The organism is Roseibium sp., assembly GCF_965229775.1.
In the GTDB taxonomy this organism is placed as follows: Bacteria; Pseudomonadota; Alphaproteobacteria; order Rhizobiales; family Stappiaceae; genus Roseibium.
This window is the reverse complement of the sequence record NZ_OZ245929.1, coordinates 1,269,304-1,292,314: the sequence shown is the minus strand read 5'-3', so window position 1 is coordinate 1,292,314 and position 23,011 is coordinate 1,269,304. Positions and strand designations below refer to the sequence as shown.

The window sequence follows — 23,011 nt, the reverse complement described above, 5'->3', positions numbered from 1 at the left end:
ATTCAGGCACAGTTAGGGCAATTGAAGGGTCAATTGCCCCGGTTTTTGTTTGCATCACCGGAATTTGCTTCGCAGGGGCAGGCGGGTTTCAGTAACTTATCGTCAACTAACATTCCCTAGCCTTTGCGCGGGGGCGAGACGCAGGGAACCAGAAACGATTTTACGGGAAGAGACTTCCGCGTTTCCGGTTTCACTCAGTTCGGGATAGTAAGATGGTCTTTGGGCGCCGATTGAAAACGCCAGCCGCGCTGCAGAAGCGGGTCACCGGAAACGGTGCCGGAAAAGCGGCAAGGCTCGGATCGCTGGTGATTGCCGCCGGCGTGCTGGCGGCCTGCCAGGCCGACGAGTTCGGCGCCGGGCCGAAGCACCTGCGTCCGGTCAGCGATTCCATCAAGCGCAAGATGACCGACCTCAACATGAGTTCGACGTCTCCGATCATGATCCGCATCTTCAAGGAAGAGTCGGAGCTTGAGGTCTGGAAGCAGACGCGGACCGGCAAATACAAGAAGCTTGAAGAATTCGAGATCTGCAAATGGTCCGGCAAGCTGGGTCCGAAGTTCAAGGAAGGCGACCGGCAGGCGCCCGAAGGTTTCTACGAAATTACGCCTGCGCTGATGAACCCGAATTCCAGCTATCACCTGGCCTTCAACCTCGGCTATCCGAACAGGTACGACCGCGCGCATGGCCGCACCGGCTCGCATCTGATGGTGCATGGGGCGTGCTCCTCGCGCGGCTGTTACGCCATGACGGACGAGCAGGTCGAGGACATCTATGCGCTTGCCCGCGACAGCTTCAAGGGCGGCCAGAAGTCCTTCCAGGTCCAGGCGTTCCCGTTCCGCATGACACCGGAAAACATGGCGCGTCACCGCGACAGCGAGCATCTCGACTACTGGAACATGCTGAAGACCGGTTACGATCATTTCGAAGTGACCCAGAAGCCGCCGAAAGTCTCGGTTTGCGAAAAGAAATATGTCTTTGACGCCACGACGCTTGTCGAAGGTGTGCCGTTCCGCGCCAGCGCCAAATGCCCGGAGTACCAGGTGCATCCGAGCATCTCGTCAGCCGTTGCGTCCAAGCAGAGCAAGGACGACGAAAAGTTCCAGCAGCTTGCGGCACGCTTCGATGCCCGCGAGGAGCGCCAGCAGCGCCGCGAAGAACGCAACAAGCGTATTGCTGAAGTCTTTGGCAACAGTGGCGACGAGGCTGAAATCACGACGGCCACGATCCCGTCCGCCGGCCAGCCGGCATCCACTGCCGGAGATGCAAGTGCCGTCGCCGCTGCAAGCGCTCCGGTTGAAACAAATGGGGAAACCGGCGAGACAGCGGTCGAAACGGCTTTTGCCCCGCAGGAACAGTCCAGCGGCAGTGCTGCGGGACGTTTCCTGAAGCGTTGGGTTCCCTTCGGTTCGAAGACGACAGAGGCCGAGGCCAGTGTCGGTCCGATTGCGACGGACGTTGTTCCGGGTGCCAAACCCTGACCTGAGCGGCCAGGGTTCGCGGATTTCGCAAGATATCAACTGACATCGGATCGTTTGCAAGGTTGCCCTATCTAGGGGCCTGCATGCCTGGCAATGCGCTTTCAACGGCGAGGCCGACTGCGAGCAGATGCCGGTCGCTGTAAGCCGGTCCGTCGAGTTCAAGTCCGACCGGCAGTCCGTCCGCCGTCAGGCCGATGGGCAGCGACAGGCCCGGTATGCCGGCGATCGAGCCCGGGTCCGTGTTTCGGATGAATGTCTGGAAGGTCGGCACATCTTCCCCGTTCAGCGAGACCGTCATGTCCGATCCTGAAATCGGCTGGGCCGCGAGCGGCGTCGTCGGAAAGACGAGGGCATCCAGCCTGTTTTCGGCGAAGACTTCCGCATAGCCCGACTGCACCAGGGGCCTGAGATCGGTCATGGCCGCCGCGTAGACCTCATCCGGAATGGCCTGATCACCGAGCACGAGGTTTTCGAAGACGAATTTGACATCCGGGCTTGCCACCCCGGCGGCAACGTCCTCCAGAGTAAGCCCGCTGCCGCTTTTTTCCAGGAATGCGGCAAGGTCGCGCCTGACCTCCCAGAGTGCGATCGGGAACCCGGCCTTGGCCGCAAGGTCCAGTTCGCTGCTGATATCGACCTCAACCAGGGTGACACCGGCCTTTTCCAGCGTGGCGAGCGCTTCCCGGAACAGCCGTTCCGTTTCCGGCGAGAGATTTTCGGTCAGACCTGACGGAACGCCAAGGCGCACGAAGCTCAGATCGGCGGGCGCAATAGTCTTGTCAGTGCCCGTGATGACCGTGTCGAACAGAACCAGATCGGCCACTGACCGGGCAATCGGTCCGGCCGTGTCACGGGTTGCCGAGATCGGGATGATGCCGCCTGCCGGATAGCGTCCGACCGTCGGACGCAGGCCGGATACACCGTTGAGGGCAGCGGGAATGCGAACGGAGCCGCCGGTGTCGGTGCCGAGGCCGGCCGGTGCCAGCCGTGCGCCGACGGCAGCGCCGGTGCCGCCGCTGGACCCGCCGGCAAAGCGGCCGGGATCATAAGCGTTGGCGACCGCGCCGAAGGCGGCATTGTTGGACGTGATGCCGAAAGCGAGTTCATGCAGGTTGGTCTTGCCGATCAGGATCGCACCGGCGTCCCGCAGTTTCGCTAGGACCGGAGCGTCTGCAGCGGGGACCCAGTCCTTCAGCGCTGGCGTGCCGCCTGTCGTGGGCAGTCCCTGCGAAGCAATGTTGTCCTTCACGACAATCGGCACACCATGCAGCGGGCCGAGTTCCTCCCCGGCGGCAACGCGTTCGTCAGCCGCCGCAGCAGCAGCGGCTGCGCCTCCGCTGTCGAAGCTGATATAGACGTTGCCTGGGTCGTCACCGGTCCTTGCGATCAGCGCGTTCACCAGTTCCGTCGCGGTCAGTTTCTTGTCGGCGATCGCCTTTGCCGCCTCTGCGGCGGTCAGATCGGTGATGTCCTGGGCGGTTACGGCGGGCGCGGTGAGAAGCGCTGCGGCTGCCAGAAGGCCCGATAGCATAAGCCTGATCATTTGTGTTCCCCTTCTTTTGGAAGCGAACACAGCAAACGCCGAATTCTGAATGTCCGCATCCTCCAAAATGAGGAGGGAAACCATTTATTGCAGGGCGTGAGGCCCGTTCAGGCTGGCCAGAAGTTCCGCCCGGCTCCCGGTGCCCGATTTCTGGTAGATTGACTTCAGGTGGGACCGGATCGTAGTTGCCGAGACCCCGAGATCCTCCGCCATCTCGCGGTCCCGTTTGCCCTTGCAGAGCAGCGCAAGCACGTCCTTTTCCCTTGCCGTCAGTCCGTGTTTTTCCGCCCAGGCCAGGAAGCGCCGCTGCGGATCGGCTTCGCGCAGCCGGTTTTCTTCCACACGCAAGTTGGCAAGGGCATTGCCGAAGGCCGTGCCGATGGCATCGAGCAGATCCAGGTCCCGCTGCTGAAAGGTCTCGCGGCCTTGTCCGCGCCAGATGCGCAGGTCACCGAGATGGTTCACACCGGAATATGCGTGGAAGTTCATCCCGTGCCGCAGGCCGTCGCGCGCCAGGAAATCGTTGAAGAACTCGGTGCGCAGGAAGTCTTCGCGCGCAATCACCTGGTTCAGATGGGTGGCACGCCGGCACATGCGGAATCGCGGCGTGATCGGGTCGCAATACTGGAAGTGGCTTTCGTAGGCGGCGAGGTTGTCCTCGTCCATGTTGAGGAAAACGCCTCCGGTGTCGCCCGCATCCTTCTGCCACGTGTAGGACGCGAAATGGTCAGCCTGGAAGAGATCAAGCAGGCGTTCGCCCAGCTGCAGCCGCAACTCGTGCGCCTCCCGGATTGCGACCATGTCCTGCATGATGGCGAATACCAGGTTCGTTTCCCGTGCCGAGAGAGTCGTCAGCATGACCGGCCTCCTTCGCACCCATGGTAACCGGGAACCGGGGCTCCGTCACCTTCAAGCGCCTTACGGGCCCAAACGCTATTTCGGCATCAGCGCCCAGTAGTCGAAGTCGAGGATCACGTCGTCGAGATACTTGCCATCTTCGCCCTTCAAGGGGAAATCCTGGCACGGGCGGTTCTTGGTGGCCACGAGCCGCAAGCGCAGCGCGCCGACATCGTGGCGTCCGTCGATCTCGGACGCGTCGAGAACTTCCGACCAGGCATAGACCGTGTCGCCGGAAAACAGTGGGGCAACGTGGCGGCCGCCGTTGATGCCGGCGATGTGGAAGGCGTTGCCGAGACCGTTGAAGGACAGCGCGCGGGCCAGCGAAATCACGTGACCGCCATAGATCAGGCGCTTCCCGAAGCGGCCCTTTGCCTCCGTGTGCTGGTTGAAATGCACCTTGGCTGTGTTCTGGTATAGCCGGGTGGCCATCTGGTGTTCGGCTTCCTCGACGGTCATGCCGTCGACATGATTGATCCTCTCGCCGACCGCATAGTCGCCGAAGCGGAACTCGGATCCGGAAAGGGCGTTGTCCCAGTTTGCCGTGTCGAGCAGCGGTGCCGCTGTGCCGAGCGCATGCGGGTCGATTGCGGCCGGAAGGTCCGGCACAACCGGCTCCGGTGCAGGAGACTCCGGATCGCGCTTGTTGACCATCACCCAGCGGACATAGTCCAGGACTTCCGTTCCGGTGGCCGTGTAGCCGGTGGACCGGACATAGACGACACCGGTCCTGCCGTTGGAGTTTTCCTTCTTGCCGATCACTTCGGAAATCGTCGACAAGGTGTCGCCGGGATACACGGGCGCAAGGAAGCGGCCACCTGCATAGCCGAGATTGGCGACGGCGTTCAGCGAAATGTCCGGCACCGTCTTGCCGAAGACGATATGGAAGGTCAGGAGATCGTCCAGCGGCGCATGGGCGTAGCCGAGCGCCCGGGCGAAGGCATCGGAAGACTGAACCGCGAAACGGGACCCGTAAAGCGCGGTGTAAAGCGCCTGATCACCACCTGTTACCGTGCGCGGCGTCGCGTGGCGGATCACCTGGCCGATCTCGAAGTCCTCGAAAAAATTGCCGCGATTGGTCTTGCTCAACGATCCCTCCCAGATCCGGTTTGTTGGGCGCGATTAGAGCCTATTGCAGCGCACACAGGCAAGTCAGACGTTGGGGGTAGGGCGTAAACCGACGGGCCACCTGAGTTGGCGTGAGCCGCCTGTCCTTCGAGACAGCGCTGCGCGCTTCCTCAGGATGAGGCTGATGGGTTTGACCCTATCTGTGATCAAGACAGAAGTCGCGGCTGCGGTGCCCGGCCGCAATGGGACGCCTCACCACCGTCATTGCCAGACTTGATCTGGCAATCCATGCCGTGAACCATCGGTGATGCCGGCCGTGCAATCGGAAACGGAACGGCATGGATGCCATGGTCAAGCCATGGCATGACGGTATCATTACGAAATAGGTCCCGTGGGGCGAGTTCATGTTTGCAGACTTGTCCTCCCTGCTGAAGCGCAGCGGAAGACAGGGACCCAATAACCCCTTGTTTTGTGGCCTGTTCTAACCCCCGGCCGCACGACGTCCTGGGTCCCGGTCTTGCCGCTTGCGCGTCAAACCGGGATGACAAATCCGGAGGGTCATTCCGGCCAAGCGCTGCGCGCTTCCTCAGGATGAGGCTGATGGGTTTGGCCCTATCTGTGATCAAGACAGATGTCGCGGCTGCGGTGCCCGGCCGCAACGCGGCACCTCACCACCGTCATTGCCAGACTGATCTGGCAATCCATAGCGTGAACCGTCGGTGATGCCCGGCCGTGCAATGGGAAACGGAACGGCATGGATGCCATGGTCAAGCCATGGCATGACCGGTTTCATCACGAAACGGGTTCCGTGCGGCGGGTTCATATATAGAGACTTGTCCTCCCTGCTGAAGCGCAGCGGAAGGCAGGGAGCCAGTAACCACCGGATTTTCCGTTTTATTTCAGTCTCCCGCCCCAACGGGTACTGGTTCCCGGTCTTGCCGCTTGCGCGTCAAACCGGGACGACAAATCCGGATGATATTGTTTCATCCAGGCCGGAAAACAGTTCAGGCCTATGTTCTTTCCCGGGTCATGCCATGGCTCGACCATGGCATCCATTCCGTGGCGTTTCCCATTGCACGGCTTTTGGTCGCCGGAACGAAACGGCATGGATTGCCGGATCAAGTCCGGCAATGACGGCTGAGGGGCTTTTGCAATTTAGCCAACCCCTGTCTGCGAAGCGTCATCCCGGCCAAGCGAAGCGCGAGCCAGGATCGGGGAGCAGCTATGTCCCGTCACGCGCAAACGCGGTGGCCCTCCGGTCCTGGATCTGCGCTTTGCTGCGCCCGGGGAGACGAAGGCGAGGTGGATTCGGGTGGCTTGAACAGACCAGGTTTCGTTCTTGTCATCCCTGCGAAGGCAGGGAACCAGTAATCTTCAGCCCGCGTGACGTTTGTCGTCGCCAGGTGCAACGAATACTGGGTCCCGGTCTTGCCACTGACGCGTCAAACCGGGATGACAAATCCGGAGGTTCATTCCGTATCCAGATTTAGCGCCGGGCGGATACTATTGCTTTTTCAATGACATACATTCAACAGCAGTTTGGCAAGCCAAGGCCTGACCTGGAAGGGCGGAGACATGCCTGGACGCGATCGCCGTATGTCACCCCGGACGAAGCGGAGCGAAGATCCGGGGCCTATTCACCTTTCGGCACGTTCGGGCAAGACAGTTCAAACCGGCTCGTCATTCCTTTTCCGCTGCTGCGGAAATGAGTGGGTCCCGGCTCGCGCTGCGCTCGGCCGGGACGACAATCGAACAGGAAATCCGGCACCCCGGCCCCGGGTCTCACGATGTTCGCCCGGGGTGACGATGGAGAGTGTTGAGGTGTTTCCCGAAATCCGGCGCCTGGCCAAACCGCTTCCGCCGGTCTTCGGCCTTACCCCGAGGGAGACTGCAGACCGCGCGGCAAACCGGGACGGGCAATCGGGGTATGTGAGCGCACAAAAAAGCCCGGGCGACTGCCCGGGCTTTTGATTGGGTCAGGACCTTCCGGCGTCACGCCGATGCCTTGTTGGCGGCGCGTTCGGCGCGCTTGCGGGCGTGCGGGTCGAGTTCCGCCTTGCGCAGGCGGATGGATGTCGGCGTGACTTCCACCAGTTCGTCGTCGGAAATGTAGGAGAGCGCCGCTTCCAGCGTCAGCTTCATCGGCGTCGTCAGCTTGACGGCATCGTCCTTGCCGGCCGAGCGGATGTTGGTGAGCTGCTTGCCCTTGAGGACGTTGACCTCAAGATCGTTGCCGCGCGTGTGCTCGCCGACGATCATGCCCGGATACACCTTCGTGCCCGGATCGATCATCATCGGGCCGCGGTCCTCCAGGTTGAAGAGCGCGTAGGCAACCGCCTCGCCCGTGCCATTGGACAGGAGCACGCCGGTGTGACGCCCCTGGATCGGTCCCTTGTAGGCTTCATAGCCGTGGAAGATGCGGTTGAAGATGGCGGTGCCGCGGGTGTCTGACAGAAGCTCGGCCTGGTAGCCGATCAGGCCGCGCGTCGGTGCGTTGAACACCAGGCGCGTGCGCCCGCCGCCGGACGGCTTCATTTCCAGAAGATCGGCTTTGCGCTCCTGAAGTTTCTGCACGACGATGCCGGAGTGCTCCTCGTCGACGTCGATGATGACTTCCTCGATCGGCTCCAGGCGGTTGCCGGCCGAATCGAACTGGTAGACGACGCGCGGGCGGCCGACACCGAGCTCGAAGCCCTCGCGGCGCATGTTCTCGATCAGGATCGCCAGCAGCAGTTCGCCGCGACCGGACACGATGAACGCGTCGGGCTCGTCCGTGTCTTCCACTTTCAGGGCAACGTTGCCTTCGGCTTCCTTCATCAGCCTTTCGCGGATTACGCGGGACTGCACCTTGGAGCCCTCGGTTCCGGCCAGCGGACTGTCATTGACGCGGAAGGTCATGGACAGCGTCGGCGGATCGATCGGCTGGGCCTGAAGCGGTTCGTCGATGCCGGGTGCGCACAGGGTATCGGCAACAGTGGCCTTGGCCATGCCGGCGATCGCGACGATGTCGCCCGCCTCGCCCTGTTCGATCGGCTGGCGTTCCAGGCCGCGGAAGGCGAGGATCTTGGAGACACGGCCGGCTTCGACCTGGCTGCCGTCGCGCGCCAGCGCCTTGATCGGCATGTTCGGCACGGCCGTTCCGGAAACGACGCGTCCGGTCAGGATGCGGCCGAGGAAGGGATCGGACTCGATCGTGGTGGCCAGCATGCGGAATTCGCCCGGATCGGCTTCCGGCGGCGCAACCTTGTCCAGAACCATGTCGAACAGCGGATCCATGTTGTCCTGCGGCCCGTCCGGTTCTTCGGCCATCCATTCCTGTTTCGCAGACCCGTAGAGAACCGGAAAGTCGAGCTGGTCCTCGTTGGCGTCAAGCGCGGCGAAGAGGTCGAACACTTCGTCCAGTACCTCGTCGGCGCGCTGTTCCGGCTTGTCGATCTTGTTGATCGCGACGATCGGCTTCAGGCCAAGTTTCAGCGCCTTGCCGAGCACGAACTTGGTCTGCGGCATCGGCCCCTCAGCGGCGTCAACGAGCAGGATCACACCGTCGACCATATGCAGGATGCGCTCAACCTCGCCGCCGAAATCCGCGTGGCCCGGGGTGTCGACGATGTTGATGCGCGTGTCCTTCCAGACCAGCGAGGTGACCTTGGCGAGGATGGTAATGCCGCGCTCGCGTTCGATGTCGTTGGAATCCATCATTCGCTCTTCCGTGCGCTGGTTGTCGCGGAACGCGCCGGATTGCTTGAGCAGGACGTCAATCAGGGTGGTCTTGCCATGGTCAACGTGCGCGATGATGGCAATGTTGCGAAGTTTCATGTGTGGCTCCAAAAGACAGAGCGGGCCCGGTTGGGACCCGCAGTCTGTCTGGACAATTTGAACTGGGATCGGCATATGCGCCGAATTTGGCGCCTTTATACGTGGATAGCGGCAATTGTGCAATGCAATGCAGTCAAGCGGCGGATCACATGTGCCGCGTGTCTTGCCGCCTGCCATTGACAGTACGGCCGTGAGGCTCTAATTCGTAAGGAAACCTTATTAATAAAAGCTGCTGGTCCCCATGACGATCGCCTACCCGAATGTAAGCGTCACAATGCTGGTCGTCGATCTCGCGCGTATGCTCAGACGGCGCTTCGAGGCGGCGCTTGCGGATGTCGAGACCGGACTGACCGTCGGTGAGGCGCGGACCCTCTTTTACGTGTGGCGCAATCCGGGACATCGTCAGGCGGCGCTCGCCGATATCATGTTCGTCGAACCGATGACGCTGGTCGGCTACCTGGATTCGCTGGAACGGGCCGGGCTGATCCGGCGCTGCCCTGACCCGCGCGACAAGCGCGCGAAACTTGTTGAACTGACGGCGGAAGCCGACCCGCTCCTGGAACGGATCGGAACAGCCTTGCAGTCGGTGCGCGCGACCGCGCTGGAGAACATTGCCGAGAAGGACAGGGACGTTCTGGAATCGCTGCTTCAGGTGATGAAGGACAGCCTGATCTCCGACGAACTTCCGGGGCGCCGCAAGTGACCGCGCAGACAGCCATCATGAGTGCGCGGCGCACGTCGCTTCTCGGCGCGGCGCTGGTCGCCATCGGGCCGATATCGATGGCGCTCTACACGCCGGCGATGCCTGTGCTCGTGGCTGTTTTCGGAACCAATGAGGCGGCGATCAAGCTGACGCTGATCGCCTATTTCGCCGGCTTCGCGGTCGCCCAGCTGATATGCGGCCCGCTTTCGGACGCGTTCGGGCGCAAGCGCGCGACGCTGGCCTTCCTCAGTCTCTATCTTGCCTCAAGTTTCCTGGCGACCTTCGCGCCGACCGTCGAGTTCATGGTCGTTGCGCGCACGTTGCAGGGTATCGGGGCAGCGGTCGGCATCTCGGTTTCGCGCGCGATCGTCCGCGATCAGTTCACAGGGCAGGCCTCGGCGCGCATCATGAACGCAATCGCGATGATGCTGGCCCTGGGTCCCGCTATTTCGCCGACCATCGGCGGTTTCGTCCTGGAGCTTTTCAGCTGGCGGGAAGTGTTCTGGTGCATGGTGATCTACGGTGCGGTGCTGATGGTGTGCGTCGCCGTCTTTCAGGTGGAGACCAATCCCAATCCCGGGCTGCATCATCTCAATCCCGGGCAGCTTGTCACGAACTACCTGACGCTTTTGAAGGATCCCCGCTTTCTCGCGCCGAGCATACTCATCGGATGCGGTCTCGGCGGGCTTTATGCGCTCGCAAATGTCCTGCCCTTCGTCCTGATGAACGATGTCGGTCTGTCACCGTCGCAATTCGGCATGGCCATGATCATCCAGTCCGGCTCGTTCATTGTCGGTACGATTGTCACGGGCAGGCTGCTCAAGGTGGTGGAAGCGCGCCGGCTTGTTCCTTTCGGCATGATGCTGTGGGTGGTCTCCTCGACGCTGATGTGCGTTCTGAGCCTGACGATGGAGCCGACCGTTCTGACCGTGATGGGGCCGGTTGCCCTGTTCGTGTTTGCGCTTGCTTTCGTCCTGCCGGCGAGCTTCACCGATTCCATGGCACCGTTCCCCAACATTGCCGGGGCTGCTTCGGCCATGACCGGGTTCATGCAATTCGGCGGCGGCATTCTTGCCGGTCTGATCGTCGCAACTCTCGGTGACCCACTTGTCGGCCTGGCGACGGTCCTGCCTCTCATGCCGATCGTCGGTATCGGGCTATTCCTTCACTTCAGGAACAGGGCGGTGCGCTTCGCACCGGCCGAATAGCCGGCCTGCCCCGCACGCGGTGGTATTTTTTGCAGGCGCGCTCCCGCGCGCTTGACGCTGTCCGCTGGAGCAGGCATCTGTCCATCGAGACAGAAAAGGGACTTCCCGATGGCGAAAGCCGCAAGCTACGTTCTACCCAAAGACCGTGCGCACGTGATGGGCATCCTGAACGTGACGCCCGACTCCTTTTCGGACGGCGGCAGGCACAATGAAGAACAGGCCGCGCTGGCGCATGCCAAGGCGATGATCGCCGAAAGGGCCGACATTCTTGATGTCGGCGCGGAAAGCACGCGGCCGGGCTCCGAGCCCGTTGTGCTGGAGGACGAATGGAAACGGCTTGCACCGGTGCTCGAACCTGTCTGCGACCTCGGCATTGCGGTTTCCATCGACACCTACAAGGCTGAAATCGCCCGGCGCGCCTGTGCCGCCGGTGCCGTGATCGTCAACGATGTCTGGGGCCTTCAACGGGACCCGCAGATGGCCGACACTGTTGCCGAGGCAGGTGTGCATGTTGTGATGATGCACAACCGGGAAAAGGCGGACGGCGCCATCGACATCATGGGCGATATCGACCGGTTCTTCGAGACGTCGCTACAGCTCGCGCAGAGCGCGGGCATTCCGCGAGAGAAACAGATCCTCGATCCCGGGTTCGGGTTCGGCAAAACGATCGATCAGAACTTTCTCATCCTCAACCGCTTCGAAGACCTCAAGAAACACGGTCAGCCGATCCTGGCGGGCGCCTCGCGCAAACGGATGATCGGCGCTGTCCTCAATGTGGAGACCGACGACAGGCTTCATGGATCGATGGCCGTCCACATGACAGCTCTTTTGAAAGGGGCGGCCATCGTGCGTGCACATGATGTCGGTCCACATGCGGATTGCGTGCGTATGCTGCAAGCAACGCGACTTGAACGGACCGCTTCCTGAAATGACACTTTCCGATACTCACGCCGATACTCACGCCGATGCCCCGACACGCTGCGCGCTCGGGCTTGGTTCCAACCTTGGAGACCCCAGGGCCAATCTCGATGCCGCGGTAAGGCTGATCGAGCAAACCCCGGGCGTCACGCTGGTTGCGCGGTCGTCGGACTACCGGACGCCACCCTGGGGCCCCGTTCCGCAGGACGATTACCTCAATATCTGCGTCGTGGTGGATACCTATCTGAGCCCGCAGGAGCTTCTGCAGCGCTGTCTTGGCGTCGAAAAGGAACTCGGCCGTGTCCGCGACATTCGCTGGGGGCCGCGTATCATCGATGTCGATGTGCTGATCTACGGTATCCGGAAGGTGCAGGAAGACAATCTCGACGTACCGCATCCCAGGATGGGGGATCGTGCCTTCGTTCTCATCCCGCTTGCGGAAATCTGGCCCGACGCGCCGCTGGGCGATGGCCGCACGGCGCTGGACGCACTTGCAACCTGCCCGGACCAGGACGGTGTCGTCAGGCTTCCCGGTTGAATCCGTTTTGACCTTGATAACGCTCTCTTAATTCTGGCCGATTAAACCCTTGATTGTAGGGGGACCTTGCGCTTAGGGGCAAGGCATGGCCGGCACGTTTCGCCGAAATGAAATCAATTCAATACAAAATCCATATTTTACATCCAGGAACTCGATGTATCTTGCTGTCGTAGCAGCTGTTATACCAAATATTCCTTATATATTTCTGTCTTTATTTGTCTGTCCAATGAGGTTTTTTCCAATCTTATTGTACTTCTTGCTGGCAATTATCAGCTTTCATTTGAACTTTTTTGTATTCTTGATACTTGCTTTGGCCGTGTTTTCTTTTGACTTGATATTTGTTTTATCAGGAATATTCGGACTTCCACCATCCTTGATTGTGGATTCGATAAAGCATCTTCCCACCTTGAATCTCTTTTCCTTTTCCGGATACATGATCCTGGCTGCTTTTCTTGTTCTCGTCGCCTGGTTGTATATCGCCATTCTTGCCAAGAAACGCGACATGTTCAAAAAGGCGAGTCTTGTTCCTGCGTTCCTGGCCTTTTGCGCCGTTGTTTCGATTGACATCAGTTTCAATCCGCCGACTAAGCTGTTTGCCTCAATGTTCTTCCCGCAACCAGAGGAAGTCACGTCCGCAACCTTGCAGACCGGGCTCGACGTTCCAGGCCGCGATGGCAGGAAAGGGCACGTGCTGATTGTCATGGTGGAGGGACTGGGGGCCATTTCGAATCCCCTTCATCAAAATCTGCTCTGGGAGATCTTCGAGACAGAGCAGGTCAGGTCGTCTTTCAAGGTTACGAGCGGTACCAGTCCCTATTACAGCTCAACGACCGCCGCCGAAGCACGTGAATTGTGCACGCACTGGGGTGATCACCGTGACTTCCGAGACCAACCGGCTTACGACTGCCTGCCTGCCAGGTACCGGGCGGACGGGTATGAGACCGCCTCCTTCCATGCCTATTGGGGCAGCTTCTTCAACAGGGCTGACTGGTATCCAAAACTGGGTTTCGACACCCTGTACTTCCGGGAAAGCGTTGGCAAAGCTGGGGATGGAACCCTCGCCAGAACCTGCGGTCTTACCTTCAAGGGGCTATGCGACGGCGATGTGGCAAACGTGGTCGAGGCCTTTCTGGAGCACCCGACCGGGAAACCGAAATTCGCATATTGGCTGACGCTCAACACACATATACCGATCGAGGCGGGCGCGGCGACGCCGCGGCTTGATTGCGAGACGGGTGGCCCCTTCAGGGACCCGACCGTCTGCAGATTGACGGAAATGTGGATGGATCTGCTTTTTCGCATCCGTGACATCGCCCTGAACCCGGATTTGAAAGGCCTTGAGATCCTGATCGTCGGCGATCATCATCCGCCGGTTTGGACAAGGCGGGGGCGGAATGTGTTCGAAACCGGAAAGGTTCCCTGGTTGCATCTCAAACCGCTGGATGCCCCATCGGTAGACAAGTTCGCCTCGGTCGGGGCCGGGTCCGTACCCTAGAGCCCGACAAAACTCTTCATGTGGAAAAGCGCGTTTTCCGGATGGGGTTTGTGGTCCTGGCCGTAAGGGCAGGCGTGCCGTGCCAGGCAGCCGGACCAGCAGGCAATCTCAGGGCCCTTGTGAAGATGGTCCTTGCAGGCAGATACATTGTAGCCGGTTTCCGTGGAAATGGCGCCTACGGGACATGCGGTGAGACAGGGCCTGTCGCGGCAGCCCTCGCAGGGTCCGGGTTCCCCCGACCGGTCCGGCAAGATGACCGGGTCAGGCGACAGAAGGGCGGCCCGGAACCCGGTCCAGGTTCCGTAGGTTTCATGGGCAAGCACGCCCAGGGGACTTTGGGAAAAACCACCGCATTTCAGCGCCCACTGCTGGAAGGGAAAATAGGGCGGGCCTTCGAAGGGGAACAGGGCCTTGCGGCCGTGACCGGCGGCCAGCCGGGTGAGTTCCCGTTTCGTGTAGCGGTCCATCGGGTGCGGGGCGCCGTCCCGGTATTCCCGAGCTGAAGTGAGCGGCCCCCACAGGGACGGGCCGGTGCTGCCGACCAGGGAGAGGGCGCGTGCGGGTCTGCCATCTGCGATGTCCGGAACACCGTCGTCCGCAGATGGCTCAAAGCTGCCGAGCAACAGAAAACCGGCGGCCGCGAGATCGTCGTTCAGTTTCGCGAGCGCCGGGGCCGACATGGTCTTCCTCAGCCGAGCCGGTCGCGCTTTGCGAGCGTGCGCAGGCGCAGCGCGTTCAGCTTGATGAACCCGGCGGCGTCCTTCTGGTCGTAGGCACCCTGGTCGTCTTCGAACGTCACCAGTTCTTCCGAATAGAGCGAGTAGGGCGAAGACCGGCCGACCAGAATGACATTGCCCTTGTAGAGCTTCAGACGGACCGAGCCGGTGACGTGTTCCTGGCTTTTGTCGATCAGGGCCTGCAGCATCTCGCGCTCCGGCGAGTACCAGAATCCGTTGTAGATCAGCTCGGAATAGCGCGGCATGAGCTCGTCCTTGAGGTGCGCCGCGCCGCGGTCGAGCGTGATCGATTCCATGGCCCGGTGCGCGGTCAAAAGGATCGTGCCGCCCGGCGTCTCGTAGATGCCGCGGCTCTTCATGCCGACGAACCGGTTTTCGACCATGTCGAGGCGGCCGATGCCGTTGTCGCGGCCATAATCATTGAGCTTGGCGAACAGCGTTGCCGGGGACATCTTTTCGCCGTTGAGCGAAACCGCGTCACCCCTTTCGAAGCCGATTTCGATCTCGGTGACGACATCCGGCGCCTCGGTCGGATCAACCGTGCGCTGGAAAACGTAATTCGGGGCTTCCTCTGCCGGATCTTCGAGCACCTTGCCCTCGGAGGAGGAGTGCAGCATGTTGGCGTCGACGGAGAACGGCGCCTCGCCGCGCTTGTCCTTGGGGACCGGGATCTGGTGCTTCTCGGCGAAATCGAGCAGGTCCGTGCGGGACTTGAACGACCAGTCGCGCCAGGGTGCAATCACCTTGATATCCGGGTTGAGGGCATAGGCGGACAGTTCGAAACGGACCTGGTCGTTGCCCTTGCCGGTTGCGCCGTGGGCAACCGCGTCGGCGCCGGTTTCCTCGGCGATCTCGATTAGGCGCTTGGAGATCAGCGGACGGGCGATGGACGTGCCGAGCAGGTAGACACCTTCATAAACGGCATTGGCGCGGAACATCGGGAAAACGAAATCCCGGATGAATTCCTCGCGAAGATCGTCGATGTAGATTTCCTTGATGCCGAGCATCTCGGCTTTCTTGCGCGCAGGCTCCAGTTCTTCACCCTGGCCGAGATCGGCCGTGAAGGTGACGACTTCGCAGCCGAATTCGGTCTGCAGCCATTTCAGAATGATCGATGTGTCGAGGCCGCCGGAATAGGCCAGAACAACTTTCTTGATGTCTCCATGCGCCATGTTTGGGAAAGTCCGTTTCGATGTCTTGGGCGGATTGACCGCACCGTTGAAAATTTGCGGCAATTTATCCGTTTCGCCGCGCGGCGCAAGCCCTTCCGGATGGCCAAATCGTCGCCTTTTGGGTGCGGGCGCGGCCTCAGGTGCCGAGCTTGATCGAGATCTTCTGCATGAACTCGGTCGCGCGGTCGTCGTCAACCTGCACCGTGGGTGTCGGAACACTTCCAATCTCGAGGTCAAGTGCGAAGTCCCGCCATGCATTGACGGTCTCTGCAAACCGTTCCGGGGAGCTGCAGGCCGCTTCCGCGTCTTCATTGCGGTCCGAGTACCGGTGGTTGGAAATGTATTTGTCTACCGGAAACAGGAGACCCGATTCGCCGGGCTGCACCGGCGCATCCCTGTCCTGGTCCGTGCTGTTGCCGTCCAGCAACCGGGCAGCAAGGTAATGCCTCCTGATGTGTTCCTGGCCCCGGCGGTCCTTGACGATGCCCTCCTGCAGCGTGAAGCGGGAGACATCCTGCCAGGCGTGGACCTGTTCCTCATGGCCTTCGACGAGCCTGATCGCTTCCCGGCTGAGTTCAATGAACGTATCAGCCCTGGGCCGGCGCAAGGTAAAGAGAACAATTGCGCCAACGGCAATCCCGATCGCCAGATAAACGAAGAAGTTCAATTCAAGTTGCCCGAGCAACATGTAAACCACACCGGACACCGCCGCTCCGGCGACCGCTGATTCACCGATCGCCCACAAATAGAGCTTTGCAAGGTCGGGTCTGAGAATGAGCTTGTTCGCGGCTGTCACTGAAAAACCAAAACCGGAAGGAAAGGAAAACGAGACGTCAAGTGACTTGATAGGACGGGAACTCGTTCAAGATCAATAATGGTCTGCAACCAAATCAGCACTTTGCCTTCCCGATCCCGGCTCGCGCGTTGCCTGGCCGGGATGACGAGCAGGGGGAGTACCTTGTCCTGAGTTGCGGGGCGTAGCACTCGGCGCAAACGACGGCGAAGGGTAAAAACTCTGTCATTCCGGACAAGGGCAGCGCCAGCTGTGCGCCGATTCGGAATCCAGACCTGTTCCGCGCTGAAGGTGAGGTTTCTTGATCCGTTCCTGTTTCGAGTTCGCTCCGCTCACGCTGATATCTGGTTTCCGGATCAGCGTTCGGTTCCGCCTCACTTGTCCGGAACGACGAACACCTGAACAACTTCATCCTGAGGAAGCGCTCTAGCGCTGTCTCGAAGGATGGGCCGCGCGTTCAGAACCTGCCGCCCATCCTTCGAGACGAACCCTATGGTCCTCCTCAGAGTCTGACTCGAAATTCATTCTTGAGCCTTTGCCAAGCGCCTGATGATGAGTTCGATGCTAGCGATGTACAGCCAAGCGGTCTGTGTTTCTTGTTTGACTTCAAAGTCCTTTGCAAGACGCCGCCGTCGCCCAAACCAGGCAAATGTTCTCTCAATGACCCATCGTCTTGGCAGAAGCGCGAATCCTTTCACCCCGGTTGGCCGTTCGACGATCTCAATCGTCCACGGTCCACAATCCTCGATCTTTTTCAATAGCTTCGGCCCTCGGTAGACCCGATCGGCGAAGATATGAGCAAGGTTGGGATAGGTCTGCCGCAGGCTGCGTAGCAATGGCACCGCTCCGTGGACGTCCTGGACGTTGGCGGGATGAACCAGAACGTCCAAAAGAAGCCCGTCCGTATCAGTGACAATGTGGCGCTTGCGACCTTTGATGCGTTTGAATGGATCAAGTCCCCGAGGACCGCCGACTTGGATTGTTGCGACGCTCTGACTGTCAATGACACCGGCGGTCGGAGTAGCATTGCGCGCTTGTGATTGGCGATGCCGCTCAACCAGCCGCCGGTTCAGCGCTGGCCATAACGCATTGTCACGCCACGCATAAAAGTATCTCTGCACTGTGGAACGTGGTGGGAAGTCGGCAGGCAGAAACCGCCAGGGACAGCCTGTGCGCAGCAGATAGAGAATGGCATTGACGACTTCCCGCAGCGACGTGGTGCGCGGACGACCTCGATCTCGTCGGGCTGGCAGATGGGGACAGATGAACCTCCATTCTTCGTCCGTGAGATCACTTGCGTAACGCAAGCTGCGACGGTCATAGTTGGCGCGGGTGGTCTCGGTCCACATGGCGAAGCTCCGTTCTGTTAGCGCAAAAACGGAATCACATGCGACCGGGATCACTCAACTAATTTCGGGCCAGTCTCTCAGGATGATGTCACGGGGACGGGCGGCCGCTGATCGGGTGCCGGGGAGCTGCGGTCTCGTAAGATCTCTCATCAAAAAAACACGGCGCTTTGCCTCCCCGATCCCGGCTCGCGCGTTGCCTGGCCGGGATGACGAGTGGGGGAGTACCTTGTCCTGAGTTGCGGGGCGCAGCACTCGGCGCAAACGACGGCGAAGGGTAAAAACTCTGTCATTCCGGACAAGGGCAGCGCCAGCTGTGCGCCGATTCGGAATCCAGACCTGTTCCGCGCTGAAGGTGAGGTTTCTTGATCCGTTCCTGTTTCGAGTTCGCTCCGCTCACGCTGATATCTGGTTTCCGGATCAGCGTTCGGTTCCGCCTCACTTGTCCGGAACGACGAACACCTGAACAACTTCATCCTGAGGAAGCGCTCTAGCGCTGTCTCGAAGGATGGGCCGCGCGTTCAGAACCTGCCGCCCATCCTTCGAGACGAACCCTATGGTCCTCCTCAGGATGATGTCACGGGGAAGGACGGCCGCCGGTCAGGTGCCGGATGGCGGCGGGACGTTTCATCCGCAGCACGTGTCGCCGCGCTGGACCGGCGGGCAGGGCACGGTTGCGTAGGAGCAAAAGACGCAGCAATCACCGGGCTTGGGTTTGAGAACCGCATGGCAGGACCGGCAGTCGTAGAACCACTGGCAGGCGTTTTCCGGCATGGTTTCCTCGGTGGCCGATCCGCATTCGGGACAGGTGATCACGCTCTGAAGGATCGGCGATTCCGTGGTGTTTTGATCCAAAGCCCGTTCCTCTCGAGGCTAACCCGCCGCTGCGCGGGTAGCCGGCGCAACGCCGTATTTTGCCAGGAACAGATCGACGCTTTCCTCGATGATCCTGCCAATTTCCTCGCGGCCCGGAACACGGGCGGCATAGATGTTCGGGAAGAAGGCGCGGGACTTTATCAGCCCCAGGAACTGTTCGGCGGCAACGGCCGGGTCCTTGGCCTTCAACTTGCCTTCCTCCGTCGCGCGTTCGATAAATTCCGCGAACACGACCAGCTTGGTCATGCGGGCGTTCATGTCGGCGGCGAGTTCAGGGTCGCGAATGGTTTCGCTCATGATCATGCGGGCAAGGCTCATGAAACACGGATTGATCATCAATTCGCCTTCGGCCCAGCCGAGCCTTACAAGCGCATCACGGATGGGAAGGTCCGGATCATAGGGAAGCTCGAGCGCAGAGTTGATCTGGTCGGCCAGGCACTGGTTGATGGCCCGGAACAGAACGTCCTTGCTTTCGAAATGATTATAGACCGTCCGCTTGGAAACCTGGGCGCGTTCGGAGATGCGGTCCATGCTCGCCCCGGCATAACCCTTTTCCTGAAACTCCGCGATCGCGGCTTCCACGATCTGTTTTTTCTTCTGGTCGGATACGGACATGTCGTGCTCAGTTCAGCCCCGTTTGCATTGTTCTTGTTTTCTTTGCCCCGTTCTTTTTTCCCAAAAAATGCGCTCTATGTAAACTAGGGCGTTTACAGACGCGGAAGTCGGTATTACACTGCACAGTGTAGTTTACACCCCTTAGCCAGAAAAGGCCAGCCAAGGGAGACGCCTCATGTCAATAACACTCAAGATCAACGGGGAAACGCGCACGCTCGATGCCGATCCCGAAAGCCCGCTGCTGTGGGCTCTGCGCGACGAGCTGGGAATGACCGGCACCAAATTCGGCTGCGGGATTGCGTCCTGCGGTGCCTGCACCGTGCATTGGGACGGCGTTCCCATCCGGTCCTGCCAGACCTTTGTCGGCGACATGGACGGTGCCGAAATCACCACCATCGAGGGCATCAACGGCAAGGCCGCCGAAGCGATCCAGGCGGCCTGGAACGAACTCGACGTGCCGCAATGCGGCTATTGCCAGTCCGGCCAGATCATGGCGGCAACCGCACTCCTGAGCGAAACGCCCAAGCCGACCGACGAAGACATCGATGCCGCCATGGACGGCAATGTCTGCCGCTGCGCCACCTATGCCCGCATCCGCAAGGCGATTCACCTTGCGGCCGACAAGATGGAGGGTTGATCCATGTTGCATCTGTTGCAGAAGCCGATTGAAGCGGCTGCGCCGACACGGCGCACGTTCCTGAAGATCTCTGCCGGAACCGTCGGTGGGCTCGTGCTGGCGATGAACCTGCCGCGTGCTGCCCAGGCGGCGGCCGGCGACGGCGCGTTCATCCAGCCCTTCGTGCATATCCGGCCCGACAACACCGTTGTTGTCCTGTCCAAGCACCTGGACAAGGGGCAGGGAACGGCAACCGGCCTGTCGACGCTGGTCGCCGACGAACTTGACGCGTCCTGGGAGCAGGTCACGGTCGAGCATGCGCCGTCCAATCCGCAGGTCTATGCCAATACCCTGTTCGGTGTTCAGGGCACCGGCGGATCCACCGCCATGGCCAATTCCTTCATGCAGTACCGGCAGGCCGGTGCCGCCGCGAAGGCGATGATCGTCGCCGCCGCCGCCCAGGAATGGGGCGTCCCGGCCGGTGAAATCACGGTGTCCGACGGTGTCGTCAGCCACGGCTCCGGCAAGTCCGCCACGCTCGGCGAACTCGCAGGCCTTGCGGCACAGCAGGATGTCCCGGCGGAACCGGTTCTCAAGACACCCGATCAGTGGGTCTATATCGGCAAGTCCTTCCCACGCGTCGATGTGAAGAACAAGACGATCGGCGCTCCGAATACCTACACGATGGACTTTCAGCGGGACGACCTGCTTGTTGCCGTCGTGGCCCGGGCTCCCCGGTTCGGCGGCAAGTTGAAGTCGTTCGATGCGACCGAAGCCATGGCCGTTCCCGGCGTCGTCAACGTGCTGCAGATCCCGAATGGGGTTGCTGTCGTCGCCACATCCACGTGGCCGGCGATCAAGGCGCGCGATCTCCTGGAGATCGAATGGGACGACAGCGCTGCGGAAATCCGGTCCAGCGACGCCATGATGGCGGAGCTGAAGGACATGACCGCAAAACCGGGCTTGAAAGTGCGCGAAGACGGTGATGCCGACGCGGCCCTTGAGGGCTCGGCGCGGGTGATCGAAGCCGATTTCGAATTCCCGTTCCTGGCGCATGGTGCGATGGAACCGCTCGATGCGGCGCTTCTTTATGATGGTGAAACAGCGGAACTCTGGCTCGGTTCGCAGATCCAGACCATCGATCACAACGTGGCGGCAACGATTCTCGAGGTGCCGTTCGAGAAGGTGAAGATCAACACCTTGTGGGCGGGCGGATCGTTCGGCCGCCGCGCACAGGCGGACAGCCATCCGGTTGCGGAAGTCGCCTTCCTGGCCAAGGCGATGCTGGCTGCCGGCATGGACCCGGCTCCGGTCAAGATCGTGTGGACCCGCGAGGACGATATGGCCGGCGGCTACTACCGTCCGATGTCGGCGCACAAGATCAAGGTCGGACTGGACGCGGACAACAACGTCACCGCGTTCACGTACCACATTGCGGCCAAGTCGATCATCAAGGGCACGCCTTTCGAGGCGATGCTGATGAAGGACGGTGTTGATCACAACATGACCGAGGGCGCGCATGACACGACCTATGCGTTCCCGCTCATGAACATGGATCAGTCCTACCAGGAAACCCAGGTTCCGGTTCTGTGGTGGCGGTCCGTCGGGCACACCCACACGGCCTACGTGATGGAGACCATGGTCGACCGCATCGCCAAGGAGGCGGGCAAGGACCCGGTCGCGTATCGCCTGGAACTGCTCAAGGACGATCCGCGCAAGGCGAATGTCCTGAAACTGGCCGCGGAGAAGGCCGGCTGGGATACGCCTGCTGCCGAGGGACGCCACCGCGGTGTCGCCGTGCACAAGTCGTTCGGCTCCTATGTCGCCGAAGTGGCGGAAGTCTCCTTCCGCGACGACGGCACGGTGAAGGTCGAGAAGGTGGTTGCCGCGGTCGATTGCGGCACGCCGATCAACCCGGACAATATCCGGGCGCAGGTCGAAGGCGGTATCGGTTACGGACTGGGCGCAATCCTGCGCAACCAGGTCACGCTTGCCGATGGCGTTGTCGAAGAGACCAACTTCGACACCTATGAGCCGATCCGGATCTCCGACATGCCGGAAATCGAGGTGCATATCGTTGCGTCCAACGAAGCGCCGACCGGTATCGGTGAGCCGGGCACGCCGCCGATCGGACCGGCGGTTGCCAACGCGATTGCCGCCGGGAAAGGCGACTGGGTCACCAACCTGCCGCTGACGAAAGCCGGTCTGGTCTGACCGCCCGCGTGAAGCGATCAAGAAACGAAAGGCCGCTGGAGGGCGGCCTTTTTCCGTTTGAGGGGTGCAGGGTCTATTGACCGATCCTGAATTCCTCGGGAACGAAGAAGGTGAAATCGCGCTCGGCCACACCGAGATGACAATCATGGCAATAGGTCATGAGGTGCGGATTGTCGCCGGTCGTGTCACCGAAGATCGACCCGTCCGGGATAACCATGAAGTAGCGCCAGTCGGCGGTTTCGGGATTTGTGCCCTCGGGGAGTTTTTCCATCCCGAACATCGCGCCGGGGAAAACACGGCCATCACCGGTGACGGTGACGCTGTCCTTGGCAAGGACGGAGCCGACAGGCAGTTTTTCACCTTCCTTCAGGATCGCGTAATTGACCGCGATGGCGTTGGCGTAGTTGTTGACGTAGCGCTGTCCGTGTGTCGCGGAGACAAAGGGGGCGTCGTTGAAGATTTCCCAGGACTGGTAGTTCCGGATTTCATCCAGCTCCGATCCGGCGTAGAGCCCCGCCATGCGGGCCTTCAGGCTATCGTAGATCTCGCGGGCTTCGTCTTTGGTCAACTCGGCCGGGTCCTCGATCGCGATGTGGCTGTCGGACGATTCCGACTGCGCCAGCGCGTCCACGAGTACTGCAGACAAAATCAGCAGGGCCAGAAAAATCAAAACGGTTTTGCTCATAATGCACTTCCTTCGCAAAATCGGCGGCAGAGGCCCGTGCAGGTGAAGTGGTTGCCGATCATGGTAATACAAGCTTCCTGCAAAGACTTGAAAGAAATGAGAGGTTTCACCGCCTTGTGTGCGGTGTTTACCGGGTCGGGGCGCGTGTCCGGCATGATTGAGGCAGGCCGGATGCTGCCGATCTGCCTCCCCGGCCGGGGAGCCGTCGGCAAAACTACGCAGGATCAGCAGACGATGCGGCTCGCGGAGCCATAACGCTGCTCAACCTTGAACGACAAACAGGTTTCGCGATG

The 23,011-nt window shown here is 60.7% G+C and carries 19 protein-coding genes; 8 read left to right on the top strand and 11 right to left on the bottom strand.

Features of this window, described 5'->3' with window-relative positions; all coding sequences use genetic code 11:
* The first annotated feature begins 212 nt into the window (after positions 1-212).
* Positions 213-1,478 (top strand): L,D-transpeptidase family protein, encoded by a 1,266-nt coding sequence (locus ACO07N_RS05645; RefSeq protein ID WP_421980087.1) that lies wholly within the window; start codon positions 213-215, stop codon positions 1,476-1,478.
* A 67-nt stretch (positions 1,479-1,545) separates the two neighbouring features.
* Here ACO07N_RS05645 and iaaH read toward each other — a convergent pair whose 3' ends face one another.
* From iaaH to typA, 4 genes are all read right to left on the bottom strand, one after another.
* The gene (gene iaaH, locus ACO07N_RS05640) at positions 1,546-3,021 is read right to left on the bottom strand and encodes an indoleacetamide hydrolase (protein WP_421980086.1); all 1,476 of its coding nucleotides are present in this window, start codon (positions 3,019-3,021) and stop codon (positions 1,546-1,548) included.
* 84 nt (positions 3,022-3,105) lie between these two features.
* Positions 3,106-3,879 carry a helix-turn-helix transcriptional regulator gene (locus tag ACO07N_RS05635; RefSeq protein WP_421980085.1) on the bottom strand — a complete coding sequence of 258 codons (774 nt, stop codon included), beginning with the start codon at positions 3,877-3,879 and terminating at the stop codon, positions 3,106-3,108.
* A gap of 75 nt (positions 3,880-3,954) precedes the next feature.
* Positions 3,955-5,007 (bottom strand): MaoC family dehydratase, encoded by a 1,053-nt coding sequence (locus tag ACO07N_RS05630; RefSeq protein ID WP_421980084.1) that lies wholly within the window; start codon positions 5,005-5,007, stop codon positions 3,955-3,957.
* 1,971 nt (positions 5,008-6,978) lie between these two features.
* Positions 6,979-8,802, bottom strand: coding sequence for a translational GTPase TypA (typA, locus tag ACO07N_RS05625; protein WP_421980083.1), 1,824 nt, complete (start codon positions 8,800-8,802; stop codon positions 6,979-6,981).
* A gap of 241 nt (positions 8,803-9,043) precedes the next feature.
* Between typA and ACO07N_RS05620 the strand changes: the two genes are divergently transcribed.
* The 5 genes from ACO07N_RS05620 (at position 9,044) to ACO07N_RS05600 (ending at position 13,664) form a co-directional block, all read left to right on the top strand.
* Positions 9,044-9,505: a MarR family winged helix-turn-helix transcriptional regulator gene (locus tag ACO07N_RS05620; RefSeq protein WP_421980082.1), complete on the top strand. Its 462-nt coding sequence runs from the start codon at positions 9,044-9,046 to the stop codon at positions 9,503-9,505.
* Positions 9,502-10,713: a multidrug effflux MFS transporter gene (locus ACO07N_RS05615; RefSeq protein WP_421980081.1), complete on the top strand. Its 1,212-nt coding sequence runs from the start codon at positions 9,502-9,504 to the stop codon at positions 10,711-10,713. The genes ACO07N_RS05620 and ACO07N_RS05615 overlap by 4 nt, the downstream gene beginning before the upstream one ends.
* 108 nt (positions 10,714-10,821) lie before the next feature.
* Entirely contained in the window at positions 10,822-11,640 is an 819-nt protein-coding gene (gene folP / locus ACO07N_RS05610; protein ID WP_421980080.1) for a dihydropteroate synthase, read from the top strand.
* A gap of 1 nt (position 11,641) precedes the next feature.
* Complete coding sequence (gene folK, locus ACO07N_RS05605) at positions 11,642-12,169, top strand: 2-amino-4-hydroxy-6-hydroxymethyldihydropteridine diphosphokinase (protein ID WP_421980079.1); 528 nt, start codon at positions 11,642-11,644, stop codon at positions 12,167-12,169.
* An 85-nt stretch (positions 12,170-12,254) separates the two neighbouring features.
* A complete protein-coding gene (locus ACO07N_RS05600; protein ID WP_421980078.1) occupies positions 12,255-13,664 on the top strand; it encodes a sulfatase-like hydrolase/transferase in 1,410 nt (469 codons plus the stop codon).
* Here ACO07N_RS05600 and ACO07N_RS05595 read toward each other — a convergent pair.
* From ACO07N_RS05595 to ACO07N_RS05570, 6 genes are all read right to left on the bottom strand, one after another.
* A complete protein-coding gene (locus tag ACO07N_RS05595) occupies positions 13,661-14,344 on the bottom strand; it encodes a hypothetical protein (RefSeq protein WP_421980077.1) in 684 nt (227 codons plus the stop codon). The genes ACO07N_RS05600 and ACO07N_RS05595 overlap by 4 nt on opposite strands.
* Positions 14,345-14,352: 8 nt before the next feature.
* Positions 14,353-15,573, bottom strand: a complete 1,221-nt coding sequence (locus tag ACO07N_RS05590) for an argininosuccinate synthase (protein WP_421980076.1) — start codon at positions 15,571-15,573, stop codon at positions 14,353-14,355.
* A gap of 136 nt (positions 15,574-15,709) precedes the next feature.
* Entirely contained in the window at positions 15,710-16,369 is a 660-nt protein-coding gene (locus ACO07N_RS05585) for a hypothetical protein (RefSeq protein WP_421980075.1), read from the bottom strand.
* A gap of 518 nt (positions 16,370-16,887) precedes the next feature.
* On the bottom strand, positions 16,888-17,715 hold the full coding sequence (locus ACO07N_RS05580) for an IS5 family transposase (protein WP_421979445.1): 828 nt from the start codon (positions 17,713-17,715) through the stop codon (positions 16,888-16,890).
* Between the two features lie 624 nt (positions 17,716-18,339).
* A complete protein-coding gene (locus tag ACO07N_RS05575; protein ID WP_421980074.1) occupies positions 18,340-18,567 on the bottom strand; it encodes a GDCCVxC domain-containing (seleno)protein in 228 nt (75 codons plus the stop codon).
* 18 nt (positions 18,568-18,585) lie between these two features.
* The gene (locus ACO07N_RS05570; protein ID WP_421980073.1) at positions 18,586-19,203 is read right to left on the bottom strand and encodes a TetR/AcrR family transcriptional regulator; all 618 of its coding nucleotides are present in this window, start codon (positions 19,201-19,203) and stop codon (positions 18,586-18,588) included.
* 175 nt (positions 19,204-19,378) lie between these two features.
* On the opposite strand from ACO07N_RS05570, the gene ACO07N_RS05565 reads away from it, so the two are divergent.
* Both ACO07N_RS05565 and ACO07N_RS05560 read left to right on the top strand, forming a co-directional pair.
* A complete protein-coding gene (locus ACO07N_RS05565; RefSeq protein ID WP_319384459.1) occupies positions 19,379-19,840 on the top strand; it encodes a (2Fe-2S)-binding protein in 462 nt (153 codons plus the stop codon).
* 3 nt (positions 19,841-19,843) lie between these two features.
* Complete coding sequence (locus tag ACO07N_RS05560) at positions 19,844-22,033, top strand: molybdopterin cofactor-binding domain-containing protein (RefSeq protein WP_421980072.1); 2,190 nt, start codon at positions 19,844-19,846, stop codon at positions 22,031-22,033.
* Between the two features lie 73 nt (positions 22,034-22,106).
* Here ACO07N_RS05560 and ACO07N_RS05555 read toward each other — a convergent pair whose 3' ends face one another.
* Positions 22,107-22,718, bottom strand: a complete 612-nt coding sequence (locus tag ACO07N_RS05555; protein ID WP_421980071.1) for a cytochrome P460 family protein — start codon at positions 22,716-22,718, stop codon at positions 22,107-22,109.
* Positions 22,719-23,011: the final 293 nt, after the last annotated feature.